This is a genomic window from Streptococcus sp. CM6, assembly GCF_000526095.1.
In the GTDB taxonomy this organism is placed as follows: Bacteria; Bacillota; Bacilli; order Lactobacillales; family Streptococcaceae; genus Streptococcus; species Streptococcus oralis_BW.
This window is the reverse complement of sequence record NZ_JATS01000018.1, coordinates 273173-290936: the sequence shown is the minus strand read 5'-3', so window position 1 is coordinate 290936 and position 17764 is coordinate 273173. Positions and strand designations below refer to the sequence as shown.

General features: G+C 43.0%; 19 protein-coding genes and 1 riboswitch. Of the genes, 16 read left to right on the top strand and 3 right to left on the bottom strand.

The genetic code is table 11. The features are described from left to right. Positions 1–57 precede the first annotated feature (57 nt). From zapA to HMPREF1516_RS05980, 6 genes are all read left to right on the top strand, one after another. A complete protein-coding gene (gene zapA, locus HMPREF1516_RS06005; RefSeq protein WP_000002028.1) occupies positions 58–360 on the top strand; it encodes a cell division protein ZapA in 303 nt (100 codons plus the stop codon). Further along, entirely contained in the window at positions 357–905 is a 549-nt protein-coding gene (locus tag HMPREF1516_RS06000; protein WP_033606035.1) for a CvpA family protein, read from the top strand. The genes zapA and HMPREF1516_RS06000 overlap by 4 nt, the downstream gene beginning before the upstream one ends. A gap of 100 nt (positions 906–1005) precedes the next feature. Further along, positions 1006–3342, top strand: a complete 2337-nt coding sequence (locus HMPREF1516_RS05995) for an endonuclease MutS2 (protein WP_033606034.1) — start codon at positions 1006–1008, stop codon at positions 3340–3342. Between the two features lie 165 nt (positions 3343–3507). After that, positions 3508–3596, top strand: a riboswitch (glycine riboswitch). An 89-nt stretch (positions 3597–3685) separates the two neighbouring features. Next, entirely contained in the window at positions 3686–5008 is a 1323-nt protein-coding gene (locus HMPREF1516_RS05990) for an alanine/glycine:cation symporter family protein (protein WP_033606033.1), read from the top strand. Positions 5009–5139: 131 nt separating this feature from the next. After that, positions 5140–5688, top strand: coding sequence for a carboxymuconolactone decarboxylase family protein (locus tag HMPREF1516_RS05985; RefSeq protein WP_000206773.1), 549 nt, complete (start codon positions 5140–5142; stop codon positions 5686–5688). A 110-nt stretch (positions 5689–5798) separates the two neighbouring features. Continuing rightward, on the top strand, positions 5799–6698 hold the full coding sequence (locus tag HMPREF1516_RS05980; RefSeq protein WP_000735946.1) for a TDT family transporter: 900 nt from the start codon (positions 5799–5801) through the stop codon (positions 6696–6698). A gap of 25 nt (positions 6699–6723) precedes the next feature. Here HMPREF1516_RS05980 and serS read toward each other — a convergent pair whose 3' ends face one another. The 3 genes from serS to HMPREF1516_RS05965 form a co-directional block, all read right to left on the bottom strand. Then, a complete protein-coding gene (gene serS, locus HMPREF1516_RS05975) occupies positions 6724–7998 on the bottom strand; it encodes a serine--tRNA ligase (protein WP_000884240.1) in 1275 nt (424 codons plus the stop codon). Between the two features lie 213 nt (positions 7999–8211). Then, positions 8212–8583: a DUF956 family protein gene (locus HMPREF1516_RS05970; protein WP_000079380.1), complete on the bottom strand. Its 372-nt coding sequence runs from the start codon at positions 8581–8583 to the stop codon at positions 8212–8214. 2 nt (positions 8584–8585) lie between these two features. Continuing rightward, complete coding sequence (locus tag HMPREF1516_RS05965; RefSeq protein WP_000869635.1) at positions 8586–9950, bottom strand: aspartate kinase; 1365 nt, start codon at positions 9948–9950, stop codon at positions 8586–8588. A gap of 282 nt (positions 9951–10232) precedes the next feature. On the opposite strand from HMPREF1516_RS05965, the gene HMPREF1516_RS05960 reads away from it, so the two are divergent. The 10 genes from HMPREF1516_RS05960 (at position 10233) to fabZ (ending at position 17755) form a co-directional block, all read left to right on the top strand. Then, entirely contained in the window at positions 10233–11018 is a 786-nt protein-coding gene (locus HMPREF1516_RS05960) for an enoyl-CoA hydratase (RefSeq protein WP_001015588.1), read from the top strand. A 90-nt stretch (positions 11019–11108) separates the two neighbouring features. Beyond that, on the top strand, positions 11109–11543 hold the full coding sequence (gene fabT / locus HMPREF1516_RS05955; RefSeq protein ID WP_000386335.1) for a fatty acid biosynthesis transcriptional regulator FabT: 435 nt from the start codon (positions 11109–11111) through the stop codon (positions 11541–11543). After that, entirely contained in the window at positions 11543–12517 is a 975-nt protein-coding gene (locus tag HMPREF1516_RS05950; protein WP_000852970.1) for a beta-ketoacyl-ACP synthase III, read from the top strand. Before fabT ends, HMPREF1516_RS05950 begins: the two co-directional genes overlap by 1 nt. Before the next feature lie 57 nt (positions 12518–12574). After that, positions 12575–12799: an acyl carrier protein gene (locus tag HMPREF1516_RS05945; RefSeq protein WP_000257840.1), complete on the top strand. Its 225-nt coding sequence runs from the start codon at positions 12575–12577 to the stop codon at positions 12797–12799. Positions 12800–12916: 117 nt separating this feature from the next. Continuing rightward, positions 12917–13891, top strand: a complete 975-nt coding sequence (gene fabK, locus HMPREF1516_RS05940; RefSeq protein ID WP_000857453.1) for an enoyl-[acyl-carrier-protein] reductase FabK — start codon at positions 12917–12919, stop codon at positions 13889–13891. Next, positions 13884–14804 carry an ACP S-malonyltransferase gene (fabD, locus tag HMPREF1516_RS05935; RefSeq protein ID WP_001043788.1) on the top strand — a complete coding sequence of 307 codons (921 nt, stop codon included), beginning with the start codon at positions 13884–13886 and terminating at the stop codon, positions 14802–14804. Before fabK ends, fabD begins: the two co-directional genes overlap by 8 nt. Before the next feature lie 45 nt (positions 14805–14849). Then, positions 14850–15581: a 3-oxoacyl-[acyl-carrier-protein] reductase gene (gene fabG, locus HMPREF1516_RS05930; protein ID WP_033606032.1), complete on the top strand. Its 732-nt coding sequence runs from the start codon at positions 14850–14852 to the stop codon at positions 15579–15581. 28 nt (positions 15582–15609) lie between these two features. Further along, positions 15610–16845, top strand: a complete 1236-nt coding sequence (gene fabF / locus HMPREF1516_RS05925) for a beta-ketoacyl-ACP synthase II (RefSeq protein WP_000774046.1) — start codon at positions 15610–15612, stop codon at positions 16843–16845. A 2-nt stretch (positions 16846–16847) separates the two neighbouring features. Then, on the top strand, positions 16848–17336 hold the full coding sequence (accB, locus tag HMPREF1516_RS05920; RefSeq protein ID WP_033606031.1) for an acetyl-CoA carboxylase biotin carboxyl carrier protein: 489 nt from the start codon (positions 16848–16850) through the stop codon (positions 17334–17336). Continuing rightward, the gene (gene fabZ, locus HMPREF1516_RS05915) at positions 17333–17755 is read left to right on the top strand and encodes a 3-hydroxyacyl-ACP dehydratase FabZ (protein ID WP_000565515.1); all 423 of its coding nucleotides are present in this window, start codon (positions 17333–17335) and stop codon (positions 17753–17755) included. The genes accB and fabZ overlap by 4 nt, the downstream gene beginning before the upstream one ends. Positions 17756–17764 lie beyond the last annotated feature (9 nt).

Below are 17764 nucleotides of genomic sequence, written 5' to 3'. Positions count from 1 at the left end.
TTGGTAAAAACTGACAAAGTTAGTGAAATTTGGTATAATATCGTGAGGTGAATTTTTATGGCAAATCTAAATCGATATAAGTTTACATTCGGAAAAAAGACATTAACCTTAACAACCGAGCATGACAATCTCTTTATGGAGGAAATTGCCAAGGTTGCGACTGAAAAATACCAAGCAATTAAAGAACAAATGCCTGGGGCGGATGATGAAACCATTGCGCTTCTTTTGGCGGTCAATTGTCTGTCTACACAACTCAACCGTGAGATTGAATTTGATGACAAGGAGCAAGAGTTGTTAGAACTCCGCCATAAGTTGATTGCTGTCAAACAAGAACAGAGCAAGATTGAGGATTCCCTATGATTTCAATCCTACTCTTATTGGTTCTTGCTTGGGGTTTTTACATCGGCTACCGTAGAGGCTTGGTACTGCAAGTTTATTATTTCCTCGTTGCAGTGATTTCAGCCTTTGTTGCGGGACAGTTTTATAAATCGCTGGGAGATCACTTCCACTTGCTTGTCCCTTATGCCAATCCTCAAGAAGGACAGGGCACCTTTTTCTTCCCTTCAGACCAGCTGTTTCACCTAGACAAGGTCTTTTATGCGGGTCTTGCCTACTTTTTAGTTTTCGGAATTTGTTACAGTATCGGACGTTTTATCGGTTTGTTCCTGCACTTGATTCCAACTAAAAAGCTCGATGTCAAATGGTTGCGTATCGGATCAGGCCTTTTGTCTCTATTGGTAACCTTATTTGTCTTGCAAATGATTCTGACCATCCTTGCAACGGTGCCTCTGGCAGTCATTCAAAATTCACTCGAAAAAAATACAGTAGCCAAACACATCATCCAAAGTGTCCCTTTTACGACAAACCTTATCAAACAACTCTGGGTGACAAATTTAATCGGATAGAAAGGGCGGGATTTTTCCTAGCCCTTTGTTTACAGATTGGAGGACTAGGTCAAAACCTATAGTTGCTATAATCTTGTAAACCAGCATACAAGGAAAAAATATGAATACAAAAATACTAGAAACCTTAGAATTTAATAAAATCAAAGCCTTGTTTGAACCGCATCTCCTGACAGAACAAGGCCTAGAGGAGCTAAAAGGCTTGGCTCCAACTGCCAAGGTGGATAAGATCAAACAAGCCTTTACAGAGATGGAGGAAATGCAAGCTCTATTTGTGGAGCAACCTCACTTTACCATCCTAGCGACGCGTGAGATATCAGCTGTTTGCAAGCGTCTGGAGATGGGGGCGGACCTCAATATTGAGGAGTTTTTGCTCCTCAAACAGGTCTTGCTGGCTAGCAGAGAGTTGCAAGGTTTTTATGCCAATCTTGAAAATGTACGCTTGGAGCAGTTGGCGAGATGGTTTGAAAAACTACATGATTTTCCACACTTGCAAGGGAGTCTCCAAGCTCTAAATGATGCTGGATTTATCGAAAATTTTGCCAGTGAAGAGCTAGCACGCATTCGCCGGAAAATCCATGATAGCGAGAGTCAAGTTCGAGATGTCTTGCAAGACTTACTTAAACAAAAATCTCAGATGTTGACGGAAGGGATTATCGCTAGCAGAAATGGCCGTCAAGTTTTACCAGTAAAGAACACCTATCGCAATAAGATTGCAGGTGTTGTCCATGACATCTCTGCCAGTGGAAACACGGTCTACATCGAGCCACGTGAGGTCGTGAAACTGAGCGAAGAAATCGCTAGTCTGCGAGCTGACGAACGCTATGAGATGATTCGCATCCTGCAGGAACTATCGGAACGGGTTCGTCCTCATGCTGCTGAGGTTGCTAATGACGCTTGGATCATCGGCCATCTGGATCTGATTCGTGCCAAGGTACGTTTCATCCAAGAAAGACAAGCAGTCGTTCCTCAACTTTCAGAGAATCAAGAGATTCAACTCCTTCATGTTCGCCATCCTTTGGTCAAAAATGCTGTTGCAAATGATGTACACTTTGGTAAGGAATTAACGACCATTGTCATTACAGGTCCCAATACTGGTGGGAAGACCATCATGCTCAAAACCCTAGGCTTGACTCAACTCATGGCCCAATCTGGCTTGCCCATTTTAGCTGATAAGGGGAGCCGTGTCGGTATTTTCGAGGAAATCTTCGCCGATATTGGCGATGAACAGTCTATTGAGCAGAGTTTGTCTACCTTCTCCAGCCACATGACCAATATCGTAGATATTCTTGGCAAGGTCAATCAGCACTCGCTCTTATTGCTAGATGAGCTCGGGGCTGGTACAGATCCTCAAGAGGGAGCCGCCCTTGCTATGGCTATTCTGGAGGATCTTCGTCTGCGTCAGGTCAAGACTATGGCGACGACCCACTATCCAGAACTCAAGGCTTATGGTATTGAGACAGCCTTTGTGCAAAATGCCAGCATGGAGTTTGACACAGCCAGCCTGCGTCCGACCTATCGCTTTATGCAGGGAGTTCCTGGTCGAAGCAATGCCTTTGAAATTGCCAAACGTCTGGGCTTGTCAGATGTCATCGTAGGAGATGCCAGCCAGCAGGTCAATCAAGATAATGATGTCAACCGTATCATTGAGCAATTAGAAGAGCAAACGCTTGAAAGTCGCAAACGCTTGGACAATATTCGCGAGGTGGAGCAAGAAAACCTCAAGATGAACCGTGCACTCAAAAAACTCTATAACGAGCTCAATCGTGAAAAGGAAACTGAGCTCAACAAGGCGCGTGAACAAGCTGCCGAGATTGTGGAACTCGCTCTAAGTGAAAGTGATCAGATTCTCAAAAATCTCCATAGTAAGTCTCAACTCAAACCTCACGAAATCATTGAAGCCAAGGCTGAGCTGAAAAAACTGGCTCCTGAAAAAGTCGACTTGTCTAAAAACAAGGTCCTTCAAAAAGCCAAGAAAAAACGAGCTCCAAAGGTTGGGGATGATATCATTGTTCTCAGTTATGGTCAGCGTGGAACCTTGACCAATCAGCTTAAGGACGGCCGTTGGGAAGCCCAAGTTGGCTTGATCAAGATGACCTTGGAGGAGAAAGAATTTGGCCTTGTTCAAGCCCAACAAGAAGCCCCAGTCAAGAAAAAACAAGTCAATGTCGTCAAACGTGCTTCTGGTCGTGGTCCGCAAGCGAGACTGGATCTCCGAGGCAAACGGTACGAAGAGGCCATGAATGAGCTGGACGCCTTTATTGACCAAGCCCTGCTCAATAACATGGCGCAAGTCGACATCATCCATGGTATCGGAACAGGTGTCATCCGTGAAGGAGTCACCAAATACCTACAAAGAAACAAACATGTTAAGACTTTCGGCTATGCTCCACAGAATGCTGGCGGTAGTGGCGCAACCATTGTGACCTTTAAAGGTTAAAAAAGAGTACGTCTCTTTTTTTGAAAAAGAAGTGAAAATCCATCTTTTTTCAAATAATATATTGACAAAGACTAACTTTTCTTGTAAAATAATAAAAAATTAAATACCAACACCGAATGAAGTTTAATAGAAGTGGAGAAAGGTTTGTTTTCCATGACTGTAAATGGACGGAACTCTGGAGAGACCGTAAAGGCACCGAAGGGGCAAGGCAGGCAACTGCTCAAACTCTCAGGTAAAAGGACAGAGCTAGGATAGACCGCTTTTAGGCATTTATCTAAGCATTCCAGAGTACATGTATCTTGCATGTGCTCTTTCTTTTGGGGTTGAAAGATAGGAGAAGGACATGTTAGAATTGCTTAAAGCGCTTGATGCTTTCGTTTGGGGGCCTCCCCTCTTGATCTTATTGGTCGGAACAGGTATCTATTTGACCATCCGACTAGGTCTTTTGCAGGTAGCTCGTCTCCCTAAGGACTTTCAGCTGATCTTTACCAAGGATAAGGGGCATGGCGATGTGTCGAGCTTTGCTGCTCTCTGTACGGCTTTAGCCGCCACCGTTGGTACGGGAAATATCATCGGGGTCGCAACAGCCATTAAGGTTGGGGGACCAGGGGCCCTCTTTTGGATGTGGATGGCGGCCTTCTTTGGGATGGCGACCAAATATGCCGAAGGCTTGCTAGCTATCAAATATCGCACAAAGGATGCAAATGGAGCTGTAGCTGGAGGACCCATGCATTACATCCTTTTGGGGATGGGAGAAAAGTGGCGTCCACTTGCTATCTTCTTTGCCCTAGCGGGTGTATTGGTAGCCCTTCTAGGGATTGGTACCTTTACCCAAGTCAATTCGATTACAGAATCCATTCAAAATACAGCCCAAGTTGATCCAGCTATCACAGCTCTGATTTTATCCATTTTTGTAGGGATTGCCGTCTTTGGTGGCCTCAAATCCATTTCAAAAGTTTCGACAGCAGTGGTTCCTTTTATGGCTATTGTCTATATTTTAGGAACTCTTACAGTTATTCTCTTTAATATCGAGAAAATCCCAGCCACACTTGCCCTCATCTTTACTTCAGCCTTTAGTCCAGCTGCTGCGGTAGGTGGTTTTGCAGGTGCCAGCATTCGGATGGCTATCCAAAATGGTGTGGCGCGGGGAGTCTTCTCTAACGAATCTGGTCTTGGTTCTGCTCCCATTGCAGCGGCTGCGGCTAAGACAAATGAACCTGTCGAGCAAGGCTTGATTTCCATGACAGGAACCTTTATTGATACTTTGATTATCTGCACTCTGACAGGTCTGACAATCTTGGTAACTGGGGTTTGGAGTGGTGATTTGAATGGAGTTGCCTTGACCCAGTCAGCCTTTTCAACAGTTTTTTCACACTTTGGACCTGCCCTCTTGACCATTTTCCTTGTACTCTTTGCCTTTACGACGATTCTCGGATGGAACTACTACGGAGAGCGCTGTTTTGAGTTTCTCTTTGGCGTTCGCTTTATCTGGCTCTATCGAGTGGTCTTTGTGCTCATGGTCTTGTTGGGAGGATTTATCGAGTTGGATATGGTTTGGATTATCGCAGATATCGTCAATGCCTTGATGGCTTTACCAAACTTGATTGCCCTCTTGGTCTTGTCGCCAGTCGTTATTTCCGAAACCAGAAAGTATTTTAAACACTAACCCAATCACACTTTTAGTGTGATTTTTTTCATTTCATAGACATTTTCTATCAAGGCGATTGAAAATATATATTATCCAAGGGTGAAATTCTATGATAGACTAAATGACAATAAAATGAAAAGAGGTTTCTTATGACAACATTTACCATCCACACAGTAGAATCAGCACCAGCAGAAGTAAAAGAAGTTCTTGAAACAGTACAAAAAGATAACAATGGCTATATTCCCAACCTAATCGGTCTCTTGGCCAACGCTCCTACCGCGCTTGAAGCCTACCGAACTGTCGGAGCCATCAACCGTCGCAACAGCCTGACACCAGTAGAGCGTGAAGTAGTGCAAATCACAGCTGCCGTAACCAATGGTTGTGCTTTCTGCGTCGCAGGTCACACAGCCTTTTCAATCAAACAAATCCAGATGAATGATGATCTTCTCCAAGCTCTCCGCAACCGCACTCCGATTGAAACAGATCCTAAATTGGACACCCTAGCTAAGTTTACCTTGGCGGTCATCAATACCAAAGGGCGTGTAGGAGATGAAGCCTTGGCTGAATTTTTGGAAGCTGGCTACACGCAACAAAATGCCTTGGATGTGATTCTGGGTGTTAGTCTTGCTAGCCTTTGTAACTATGCCAACAATCTAGCCAATACGCCAATTAATCCAGAATTGCAACCTTATGCCTAGTTCGAATCAGAAAGAAAAAATGAAGACTGAGCAATCCAGTCTTCATTTTTCTATGCTATTTTAAGCGCTTTTATGCTATACTAATAATAACATGATTATTGGAGGCTCGGATGAAAAAGCTCCCCTTAGTATTCTCTGGCTGTTTATTAGGTTTAGCAGGTGCAGGAAATCTGATTGCAGATACTTGGCCAGTTCTGTCACATTTATTAAGTCTGATTGGTCTAGTGTTGTGGATTTTCTTTCTGATTCTTCATCTTTTTAATTGGGGAGAAACCAAGCAAGAATTGACCAGGCCCCCTCTTTTATCTGGGATGGCCACTTTTCCTATGGCTGGGATGATTTTATCGACCTATGTCTTTCGCGTATTCCCTGCTCTTCCTATAGTAGCACAAGGGATCTGGTGGTTTTCATTTCTCTTGGATTTGGCTTTGATTGCTACTTTTACCATCAAATTTGCCTGTTCAGGTCGGAGGGTCAATGCGACTCCTAGCTGGACGGTACTCTATGTGGGAATAGCAGTAGCAGCCTTGACCTATCCTCTTGTCGGTATCATTGAAATTGCCTATGCGACCTTGAGTTTTGGTTTTGTCTTGACCTTCTATCTCTATCCCCTTATTTATAGGGATTTAAAGAAAGATCCACTCCCAGTGGCCTTGCTTGGACAGGAAGGAATCTACTGTGCTCCCTTTTCCCTACTCTTGGCTTCTCTAGTTCGAGTTGGAGGAGCAAGCCTACCGACTTGGCTCTTGATTGTCATGATTTTGGCATCTCAATCCTTCTTTTTCTTTGTTTTAACTCGCCTACCCAATATTTTAAAACAAGGCTTTCAACCAGCCTTCTCAGCCCTAACCTTCCCAACCATTATCACAGCTACTTCGCTCAAGATGGCTCAGGGAATTTTGAAACTTCCATTTCTGGATTATCTGGTATTGGCTGAAACCGTTATTTGCCTAACTATTTTATTCTTTGTCTTGGGTGCTTATCTGATTTGGTTACGAAAAAAGGTCTAGCTAGAAATAGCTAGGCCTTATTTTTTTATGGTTTGATAACTTCAGCTCCACCCATATATGGACGAAGTGCTTCTGGAATAGTTACAGAACCATCTTCATTTTGGTAGTTTTCAAGAATGGCAGCCACTGTACGTCCAACTGCAAGTCCAGAACCATTCAAGGTGTGAAGGAGTTTCACCTTGCCATCTGCTTCATCACGATAACGGATTTGGGCACGACGGGCTTGGAAATCTTCTGTATTTGAACAGCTTGAGATTTCACGATAGGTATTTTGGGCTGGAATCCAAACTTCCAAGTCGTAAGTCTTGGCAGCTGAGAAGCCCATGTCCCCAGTAGAGAGGGCAACCACACGGTATGGAAGGTTGAGTTTTTGAAGAATATTTTCAGCGTTAGCTGTCATTTTTTCCAATTCTTCATAAGATTCTTCTGGTTTGGCAAATTTGACCATTTCAACCTTATGGAATTGGTGCAAACGAATCAAGCCACGTGTATCACGACCTGCAGAACCAGCCTCAGAACGGAATGATGGGCTCATAGCGGTAAAGTAGATTGGTAGGTCTTTACCGTCAAGGATTTCATCACGGTAGTAGTTTGTAAGAGGTACTTCAGCTGTAGGAATGAGGACATAATTAGTGTCTTTCAATTCAAAAGTGTCTTCCTTAAATTTTGGATATTGACCAGTACCAAACATTGAGTCATGGTTAACCATGTAAGGCGTGATAACTTCCGTATAGCCCTCTTTACCATGCTCATCCAACATGAAGTTGTAGATAGCACGTTCCAAACGAGCACCGAGGCCTTTATAGAAGAGGAAGCGAGCGCCCGTTACCTTACCACCGCGTTCCCAGTCAAGGATACCCAAGTCTTCACCAAGATCCCAGTGAGCTTTTGGTTCGAAGTCAAACTCGCGTGGAGTCCCCCAACGACGGACTTCCACATTGTCATCTTCATCAGCTCCGATAGGAACACTGTCAGCAGGGATGTTTGGAAGAGTAGTGGTGAATTCTGTTAATTTAGCATCAATTTCTGCCAATTCAGCATCCAAGGCTTTGACTTCAGCAGATAGGGTTTGCATCGCAGCAATCTTGTCATCGGCATTTTCCTTGTTGCGCTTAGCTTGGGCAATCTCAGCAGAAACTGTGTTACGTTCTGCCTTGAGAGTTTCAACCTTGACCAAGATATCACGACGTTTAGCATCGATTTCTTTCATCTCATTTAAGACAGTAGGATCTACACCACGTGTAGCTAATTTTTCAGCGACAGCATCAAAGTCTGTACGAATACGTTTAATATCTAACATAAGAACTCCTTTATGAAAAAAGCACACCTGACAAAGTGTTGGAGTGGCAGGGCCACGGTTCCATCCAACTTCACAGGTGTGCACTTGATTGTGTATGTAATTGTGAACAACGGTAGAATTTCACCTATCCCTCCTATCTGCTCGCAGCACCCGCAGACTTTCTGAAAGAAGGAGATAACTTACTTATCCGTTGCTATGATTATACTAAAGTTTCTACTTTTTTGCAAATAGATTGTTAAGTTTTTGTCCAATGGTCTGGAGTAGAGTCGGAAGTTTCACAACCTTGTCGTTTCCTAATTTTTCCCGAGCGATTTTGAGGATAGCTCCAGAGTCTTTTGAAGCAAAGAGGAATTTTCCTTGATCAGTGAAGACTTCAAAGTGGCGGCTGATCTTGCGACCACTTACGTTAGCTCCGATTTGCTGAATGCTGGACCAGGGGATTTGAATATATTGTTCGACATTGACATCAGGATAAAACTCTAAGGCTTGATCCCCGACTAAAAATTTTCCAACTTTTCCAGAGATAGAGAGGTAAGATGTCCCAGTGGTTTGGAGGTCAATGACTTGATTGAGTGATTGGGCCATGATTAGTCTTCCTTACTTTCACCGAAAAAGGCCTGATAGAGAGCCTTGATAGCTGCTTTTTCTTGCTCTTTATTGACAACAAACATGATGGAAACTTCACTTGACCCTTGGGACATCATCTGGATGTTGATTTTATTTTCAGACAAAGCTCGTGTTGCAGTAGCAGTTACCCCGATATGGCTCTTCATCTTTTCTCCGACAATCATAATGATGGAAAGGTCATGCTCGATTTCAGCATGGTCCACTTCAGCCTTTTGAACGAGTTGACGTAGAATTTCTTCTTCTTTGATAGGAGTCAATTCACGAGAGCGGAGGATGATTGAAAGATCGTCGATACCTGTAGGCATGTGTTCCCAACCGATATTGAGGTCCTCAAGGATTTGCAGAACCTTGCGACCAAACCCGACTTCGCGGTTCATGAGGTATTTTGACATGTTGATGCTGACGAATCCTGAGTCACCCGCAATCCCTACTACTGGGAATTTATCACTACTGTGTTCTAAAACAATGCGTGTTCCTGGGTGGTCAGGGTTGTTGGTATTCTTGATGACAAGAGGAATTTTTCCGCGGTAAGCGGGTAGAAGAGCTTCGTCATGAAGAACTGAAAATCCAGCGTAAGCCAACTCACGCATTTCACGGTAGGTTAATTCAGGAATGGAGTGTGGTTGGTGGATGATACCAGGGTGGGCAGCAAAGATACCATCTACGTCTGTAAAGTTCTCATAGAGATCAGCCTTAACACCTGCTGCAATGATAGAACCTGTGATATCTGAACCTCCACGTGAAAAAGTACAGATTTGATTTTCCTTAGTCACACCAAAGAAACCAGGGATAACAAGAACTTCGTTGCTATCAGCCAAGCCTTCAATCTTGTCATAACTAGATGGAATGATGCGTGCGTTTCCTGGTTCACTTGTGACAACAATCCCAGCTTCTCTTGGGTGAACATAGCGTGCATCAATGCCGTTTTGGTTAAAGTAGGCTGCAATCAATTTGGCATTGTTATTTTCTCCAGCCGCTAGGAAGGTATCATAGAGAAATTCATTGTCCTCTATAGGAAGAGTTGCCAAGGCACGAATACTTTTAGAGATTTTTTCTAAAACAGCAGGTTTTAACCCTAGTTCACTAACCATAGCGGCATAACGGTCAATGATCCAGCTTTGGCTAGCACTGATGTCATTTCCAGCCACATAGTCGCGATAGTATTTAATCAAAGCATCAGTTACCTTGGTATCTTCAGCATTGCGTTTACCGGGTGCAGAAACAACTACAAAACGGCGTTCTTTATCACTTTTAACGATGTTTAAGACTTTTTCTAACTGACCAGCAGAGGCAAGCGAGCTTCCGCCAAATTTTACAACCTTCATAAGGACTCCTCAAGTAAGTATTTTATACGATTATAGCAGAAAGAGGGGCATTTTTCAATGAAGAAAATAACTTCCTATTATAATAGAAGAAAACATTAACTTATTTTGAAAAGCGATAACAGTTTAAAAGTAAGGGTGTCAAATTTTACTCACACTCATAAATGATGGGTAAATAATCAGCTGAGACACTTTCCTTTAGTTTTTCCTTGCCTCTTTATCCAAAAAAAGGTATACTTTGATGATAAAACAATTTTATTGCCTTACAAAATAAAAGGAGAAGCTATGAATCATATCTTATATCAGATCGTAGATGATCTGGCTATCATTACTTTGAATCGTCCCGAAGTGGCAAATGGTTTCCATATCCCAATGTGTGAGGAAATTTTAGAAGCTTTGACTCTAGCGGAGCAGGATCAAGCTGTGCAGTTCATCTTGATTAATGCGAATGGGAAGGTCTTTTCAGTTGGAGGAGACTTGGTTGAGATGAAACGCGCAGTAGACGAAGATGATATCCCTTCTTTGAATAAGATTGCAGAATTAGTCAATACAATTTCTTTTAAAATCAAGCAAATTCCTAAACCTGTTTTGATGGAGGTAGATGGAGCGGTTGCTGGTGCTGCAGCAAATATGGCAGTAGCAGTTGATTTCTGTTTAGCGACTGACAAGGCAAAATTCATTCAAGCCTTTGTCGGAGTTGGATTGGCGCCAGACGCTGGTGGGATTCATCTCTTGAGTCGTAGTATCGGGGTAACACGGGCTGCACAACTTGCCATGACAGGTGAAGCTTTGACTGCTGAAAAAGCGCTAGAATGGGGCGTGGTATACCGTGTTTGTGAAGTTGACAAATTAGAAAAAACAAGAGAACAAGTTCTGAAAAAATTAAGAAGAGGTTCAGCAAACTCATACGCAGCGATTAAAAAGTTAGTTTGGGAAAGTCAATTTAAGGATTGGCAGAATTATGCTGAATTAGAATTGAAACTACAAGAATCGTTATCTTTGACTGAAGATTTTAAAGAAGGGGTTCGAGCACATTCTGAAAGAAGAAGACCGAAATTTACAGGAATGTAAAAAAATACTTGCACAATTTTTTGAAGTTTGTTATACTTCTTTTATCAAATGTTTTGATTGTAAAAGCTTTTTGAGGGGGAGGGAAACGATTTGGACTACCAACAAGTAAATGATTATCTAACATCTATTTTTAATAACGTCCTTGTGATTGAGGAGGTTAGCTTACGAGGTAGTCGATTCAAAGACATCTCCATCAAAGAAATGCACACGATCGATGTGATTGGGAAGTTCCCGGAGGCAACGCCAAGTAAGGTTTCAAAAGAACTGATGGTGACCCTGGGAACAGTTACGACGAGTTTGAATAACCTGGAGAGAAAAGGTTATATTGAGCGTATTCGTTCTGACCAAGACCGTCGAGTGGTCTATCTGCATTTGACAAAGAAAGGTCGTTTGGTTCACCGCCTTCATAAACGATTCCACAAGGCTATGGTCGAAAAAATCATCGATGGCATGAGCCCTGAGGAAAAAGAAGTCATGGGCAGAGGCTTAACGAACCTTTATCAATTTTTGGAGGATTTGAAATAATGGCTTTTGCAAAGATAAGCCAGGTTGCTCATTATGTTCCGGAGCAAGTGGTCACTAATCATGACTTAGCCCAAATCATGGACACAAGCGATGAGTGGATTTCAAGTCGGACAGGAATTAAACAGAGACATATTTCAAAAACAGAGTCTACAAGTGACTTGGCGACAGAAGTTGCTAAGAGCTTGCTGGCTAAAGGGAGCTTAACAGCGGATCAGATTGATTTTATAATTGTAGCGACGATTACTCCAGACTCGATGATGCCTTCCACAGCAGCTCGAGTTCAGGCAAATATCGGAGCTCATAGAGCTTTCGCCTTCGATCTGACAGCAGCTTGCAGTGGCTTTGTATTCGCTCTCTCAACTGCAGAAAAGTTTTTAAGTTCTGGACAGTTCAAAAAAGGGATTGTTATCGGGGCTGAGACCTTATCTAAGGCAGTTGATTGGTCAGATCGTTCGACAGCTGTTCTCTTTGGAGATGGAGCTGGCGGGGTTCTCTTGGAAGCGAGCGAAACACGGCACTTCCTTGTAGAAAGTCTCTATACAGATGGCTCTCGGAGCGAGTGTTTGACCTATGGTCAAACGGCTTTGGCTTCTCCTTTCTCGGATCAAGAAGCAGTTCCTGCTTTTTTGAAAATGGATGGACGAGCAGTTTTTGATTTTGCAAATCGTGATGTTGCTAGATCAATCAAAGAAACCATTGAAAATGGTCCAATCGCAGCATCAGAATTGGATTATCTCTTGCTTCATCAGGCAAATATCCGCATTTTGGATAAGATGGCTAAGAAGATCGGCGTAGACCGAGACAAGCTTCCTGCCAATATGATGGAGTATGGAAATACCAGTGCAGCAAGTATCCCGATTTTGCTCTCAGAGTGTGTGGAGAATGGCATGATTCGTTTAGATGGTAGCCAGACGATTCTCCTATCAGGCTTCGGTGGAGGTTTGACATGGGGCACACTCATTCTTACAATCTAGGTAATCATGTGGTAAACACATAGTTATAAATTTTTTATATTTTAAAGGAGTCCTATCATGGCAGTATTTGAAAAAGTACAAGAAATTATCGTTGAAGAACTTGGGAAAGACGCATCAGAAGTAACACTTGAATCTACTTTTGATGATTTGGATGCAGATTCATTGGACTTGTTCCAAGTAATCTCTGAAATCGAAGATGCTTTCGATATCCAAATCGAAGCAGAAGATAACTTGAAAACAGTTGGTGACTTGGTTGCCTACGTTGAAGAGCAAACAAAATAATTAACATATTACTAGAAGGAGTAGGGGAAACCCACTCCCTCTTGTTTAGGTAATAGTTTGAGACTCAAATGATAAACTCATCGAACTATTACGTAAGCAAGGAATGATGGAGGCACTATGAAAACACGTATTACAGAATTATTGAACATTGATTATCCTATTTTTCAAGGAGGAATGGCCTGGGTTGCGGATGGTGACTTGGCTGGTGCAGTATCAAAAGCTGGTGGTCTAGGGATCATCGGTGGTGGGAATGCACCTAAAGAGGTCGTGAAGGCTAATATCGATAAAATCAAATCACTTACGGACAAACCTTTTGGTGTCAACATCATGCTCTTGTCACCTTTTGTAGAAGACATCGTTGATCTCGTGATTGAAGAAGGGGTCAAGGTGGTTACAACTGGTGCAGGAAATCCAAGTAAATACATGACTCGTTTCCATGATGCAGGAATTACAGTTATTCCTGTTGTTCCAAGTGTTGCTTTGGCAAAACGCATGGAAAAAATTGGTGCAGATGCAGTTATTGCAGAGGGAATGGAAGCCGGTGGACATATTGGTAAATTAACAACGATGACCTTGGTTCGCCAAGTTGCTGCAGCTGTTTCAATTCCAGTTATCGCAGCTGGAGGAATTGCGGACGGTGAAGGTGTCGCTGCAGGCTTTATGCTTGGTGCTGAGGCTGTTCAAGTTGGTACGCGTTTCGTAGTAGCTAAGGAATCTAACGCCCATCCAAAATACAAGGAAAAAATCTTAAAAGCGCGTGATATCGATACGACTATTTCCGCTCAACACTTTGGACATGCTGTTCGTGCCATTAAAAACCAGTTGACACGTGACTTTGAGCAGGCTGAAAAAGATGCCTTTAAACAAGAAAATCCAGATTTAGAAATCTTTGAACAAATGGGGGCTGGTGCTCTTGCTAAAGCCGTTGTTCATGGAGATGTAGAAGGTGGATCTGTCATGGCAGGTCAGATCGCTGGTTTGGTTTCTAAAGAGGAAACTGTCGAAGAAATCCTAAAAGATCTATACTATGGCGCAGCCAAAAAAATTCAAGAAGAAGCCTCTCGTTGGGCAGGAGTTGTAAGAAATGAATAAAACAGCCTTTCTATTTGCGGGTCAAGGTGCTCAGTATCTAGGAATGGGTCGTGATCTCTATGATCGCTATCCTATCGTCAAGGAAACAATTGACCAAGCCAGTCAGGTTTTGGGTTATGATCTTCGTGACTTGATTGATAAGGAAGAAACCAAGTTAAACCAGACTCGATATACGCAGCCAGCTATTTTAGCGACTTCGGTTGCTATTTACCGACTATTGAAAGAAAAGGGTTACCAGCCAGATATGGTAGCAGGATTGTCTCTTGGAGAATATTCTGCTCTTGTAGCAAGTGGTGCCTTGGACTTTGAGGATGCAGTTGCCTTGGTTGCTAAGCGTGGGGCTTATATGGAAGAAGCTGCACCTGCAGGCTCTGGAAAGATGGTTGCCGTCCTAAACACTTCAGTTGAAGTGATTGAGGAAGCTTGTGAAACAGCCTCTAAAGTTGGAGTAGTGACTCCAGCTAACTACAACACCCCAAGCCAAATCGTCATCGGTGGTGAGGTGGCTGCGGTTGACCGCGCAGTTGAACTCTTGCAGGAAGCAGGAGCAAAACGATTGATTCCTTTAAATGTATCTGGTCCTTTCCATACAGCCCTTCTTGAGCCAGCCAGTCAGCAACTAGCTGGAGCTCTTGAGGGAGTGAGTTTCTCTGATTTTACTTGCCCACTAGTCGGCAATACGGAAGCTACTGTTATGGAAAAAGATCGAATCCAAGAGCTTTTGACGCGTCAGGTCAAAGAACCTGTTCGTTTTTATGAAAGTATTGCTGTGATGCAGGATGCTGGGGTAACCAACTTTATTGAAATTGGTCCTGGTAAGGTCCTATCAGGCTTTGTCAAAAAAATCGATAAAACAGCTCAGCTAGCTAACGTTGAAGACCAAGCAAGCTTGGATGCTTTGTTAGGAAACTAATGATCCCTTCTCCCACAAAATACAACAGGAAACAGGAGAGATAGAATGCAACTTACAAACAAAAATGTCTTTGTAACAGGTTCAAGTCGTGGTATCGGACTTGCCATTGCTCACAAATTTGCCCAACTAGGTGCTAATGTAGTTTTGAATAGTCGTGGAGCAATCTCAGAAGAATTGCTGGCTGAGTTTTCAAACTACGGCGTCAAAGTGGTACCAATCTCAGGTGATGTTTCAGACTTTGCAGATGCCAAGCGTATGGTAAATCAAGCAATTGCAGAACTCGGTTCTGTCGATGTCTTGGTCAACAATGCTGGGATCACTCAAGATACGCTTATGCTCAAGATGACCGAAGAGGACTTTGAAAAGGTGATTAAAATCAACTTGACAGGTGCCTTCAATATGACGCAAGCAGTCTTGAAACAGATGATAAAGGCACGTGAAGGTGCGATCATCAATATGTCCAGTGTGGTCGGTTTGATGGGAAATATTGGGCAGGCCAACTATGCAGCTTCTAAAGCAGGTTTGATTGGTTTTACCAAGTCAGTAGCACGTGAAGTTGCCAATCGCAATGTACGCGTAAATGCTCTTGCCCCAGGGATGATCGAATCGGATATGACTGCTGTTTTGTCTGATAAGGTCAAGGAAGCGACATTGGCACAAATCCCAATGAAACATTTTGGACAAGCAGAACATATCGCAGATGCTACAGTGTTCCTGGCTGGACAGGATTATTTGACAGGACAAGTTCTCGCTGTTGATGGCGGACTTAGCATGTAAAAAATAAGGAAAGATATAGGTAAGACAGATGAAACTAAATCGAGTTGTAGTAACAGGTTATGGATTGACCTCTCCTATCGGAAATACTCCAGAAGAATTTTGGAACAGTTTGCAAACTGGGAAGATTGGAATTGGAGAAATCACTAAGTTTGACCACAGCGAATTTGCTGTGCACAATGCGGCAGAAGTTCAAGATTTCCCCTTTGATAAATACTTTGTCAAAAAAGATACCAACCGTTTTGATAACTATTCTTTGTATGCCTTGTACGCAGCTCAAGAAGCGGTGACAAATGCAAATCTTGATGTAGAAGCAATTGATAAAGATCGTTTTGGTGTCATCGTTGCCTCAGGTATTGGGGGAATTAAAGAAATCGAAGACCAAGTTATCCGTCTTCATGAAAAAGGCCCAAAACGTGTTAAGCCATTGACACTTCCAAAAGCCTTGCCAAATATGGCTTCGGGAAATGTTGCCATGCGCTTTGGAGCAAACGGTGTTTGTAAATCAATCAATACAGCCTGTGCCTCATCAAATGATGCCATTGGGGATGCCTTCCGTTCAATCAAGTTTGGTTTCCAAGATGTCATGTTAGTAGGTGGATCAGAATCATCTATCACTCCTTTTGCCATCGCTGGTTTCCAAGCATTGACTGCTCTATCAACTACAGAAGATCCAACTCGTGCTTCTATTCCGTTTGACAAAGACCGTAATGGTTTTGTGATGGGAGAAGGTTCAGGGATGTTGGTTCTTGAAAGCCTTGAACATGCTGAAAAACGTGGTGCAACTATCTTGGCTGAAGTAGTTGGTTATGGAAATACCTGTGATGCTTACCATATGACTTCACCTCATCCAGAAGGTCAAGGTGCGATTAAGGCGATTAAACTGGCTTTGGAAGAAGCAGAAATTTCTCCAGAGCAAGTAGCTTACGTCAACGCCCACGGAACTTCAACTCCTGCTAATGAAAAAGGAGAAAGTGGTGCGATCGTAGCTGTTCTTGGTAAAGAAGTACCTGTATCTTCAACTAAGTCCTTTACAGGACACTTGCTTGGTGCTGCAGGAGCAGTGGAAGCCATCGCTACCATCGAAGCCATGCGTCATAACTATGTACCAATGACAGCTGGAACAAGTGAGTTGTCAGACTATATCGAAGCGAATGTCGTTTATGGACAAGGCTTGGAGCAAGAAATCCCTTATGCTATTTCAAACACTTTTGGTTTTGGTGGACACAATGCGGTTCTTGCTTTCAAACGTTGGGAGAATAAATAATTATGAATTTAAATGAGATCAAGGACTTGATGGCTCAATTTGACCAATCAAGTTTGAGAGAATTTTCTTATAAAAACGGAACGGACGAATTGCAGTTCAGTAAGAATGAAGCAAGAATAGCTTCTGAAGCACCAGCTCAAGTTGCTCCAGCGCCAGCTGCAGTGGCTCCTAGTCCAGTAGTTTCTGTCCCTTCAACTCCAGTAGAGAGTGCAGTGGAAGAAGCTCCAGCACTAGCTGAAACGACGGTTGCTCCAGAGGGTGATGTCGTTGAAAGTCCACTTGTAGGGGTGGCTTATTTGGCCGCTGGACCAGATAAACCTGCCTTTGTCACAGTTGGAGACAGTGTTAAAAAAGGTCAGACTTTGGTGATTATCGAAGCCATGAAAGTTATGAATGAAATTCCTGCACCTAAGGATGGTGTGGTGACAGAAATTCTCGTTTCAAATGAAGAAATGGTTGAGTTCGGTAAAGGATTGGTACGTATCAAATGATCGATATTCAAGGAATCAAAGAAGCTCTACCCCATCGCTACCCCATGCTCCTAGTGGATCGTGTCTTGGAAGTGAGCGAGGATACCATTGTTGCCATTAAAAATGTGACCATCAACGAACCTTTCTTCAATGGTCATTTTCCTCAATACCCAGTTATGCCAGGTGTTCTTATCATGGAAGCCTTGGCTCAGACTGCTGGTGTCTTGGAATTGTCCAAACCTGAAAATAAAGGGAAACTGGTCTTCTATGCTGGCATGGACAAGGTTAAGTTCAAGAAGCAAGTTGTACCAGGTGACCAATTAGTTATGACAGCTACTTTTGTCAAACGTCGTGGTACGATTGCTGTGGTTGAAGCAAAGGCTGAAGTAGATGGTAAGCTTGCAGCGAGTGGTACTCTTACCTTTGCAATTGGAAACTAAGGAGGTTCT

What these genes read in the sequence shown, in the direction of transcription:
- fabG (WP_033606032.1), top strand. Translation starts at nt 14,850, where the DNA reads ATGCAACTTACAAACAAAAATGTCTTTGTAACAGGTTCAAGTCGTGGT.
- fabZ (WP_000565515.1), top strand. Translation starts at nt 17,333, where the DNA reads ATGATCGATATTCAAGGAATCAAAGAAGCTCTACCCCATCGCTACCCC.
- fabD (WP_001043788.1), top strand. Translation starts at nt 13,884, where the DNA reads ATGAATAAAACAGCCTTTCTATTTGCGGGTCAAGGTGCTCAGTATCTA.
- HMPREF1516_RS05970 (WP_000079380.1), bottom strand. Translation starts at nt 8,583, where the DNA reads ATGGCCCAATCACTCAATCAAGTCATTGACCTCCAAACCACTGGGACA.
- HMPREF1516_RS05980 (WP_000735946.1), top strand. Translation starts at nt 5,799, where the DNA reads ATGAAAAAGCTCCCCTTAGTATTCTCTGGCTGTTTATTAGGTTTAGCA.
- HMPREF1516_RS05960 (WP_001015588.1), top strand. Translation starts at nt 10,233, where the DNA reads ATGAATCATATCTTATATCAGATCGTAGATGATCTGGCTATCATTACT.
- HMPREF1516_RS06000 (WP_033606035.1), top strand. Translation starts at nt 357, where the DNA reads ATGATTTCAATCCTACTCTTATTGGTTCTTGCTTGGGGTTTTTACATC.
- accB (WP_033606031.1), top strand. Translation starts at nt 16,848, where the DNA reads ATGAATTTAAATGAGATCAAGGACTTGATGGCTCAATTTGACCAATCA.
- fabK (WP_000857453.1), top strand. Translation starts at nt 12,917, where the DNA reads ATGAAAACACGTATTACAGAATTATTGAACATTGATTATCCTATTTTT.
- serS (WP_000884240.1), bottom strand. Translation starts at nt 7,998, where the DNA reads ATGTTAGATATTAAACGTATTCGTACAGACTTTGATGCTGTCGCTGAA.
- fabF (WP_000774046.1), top strand. Translation starts at nt 15,610, where the DNA reads ATGAAACTAAATCGAGTTGTAGTAACAGGTTATGGATTGACCTCTCCT.
- HMPREF1516_RS05950 (WP_000852970.1), top strand. Translation starts at nt 11,543, where the DNA reads ATGGCTTTTGCAAAGATAAGCCAGGTTGCTCATTATGTTCCGGAGCAA.
- HMPREF1516_RS05985 (WP_000206773.1), top strand. Translation starts at nt 5,140, where the DNA reads ATGACAACATTTACCATCCACACAGTAGAATCAGCACCAGCAGAAGTA.
- HMPREF1516_RS05945 (WP_000257840.1), top strand. Translation starts at nt 12,575, where the DNA reads ATGGCAGTATTTGAAAAAGTACAAGAAATTATCGTTGAAGAACTTGGG.
- HMPREF1516_RS05990 (WP_033606033.1), top strand. Translation starts at nt 3,686, where the DNA reads ATGTTAGAATTGCTTAAAGCGCTTGATGCTTTCGTTTGGGGGCCTCCC.
- HMPREF1516_RS05995 (WP_033606034.1), top strand. Translation starts at nt 1,006, where the DNA reads ATGAATACAAAAATACTAGAAACCTTAGAATTTAATAAAATCAAAGCC.
- zapA (WP_000002028.1), top strand. Translation starts at nt 58, where the DNA reads ATGGCAAATCTAAATCGATATAAGTTTACATTCGGAAAAAAGACATTA.
- HMPREF1516_RS05965 (WP_000869635.1), bottom strand. Translation starts at nt 9,950, where the DNA reads ATGAAGGTTGTAAAATTTGGCGGAAGCTCGCTTGCCTCTGCTGGTCAG.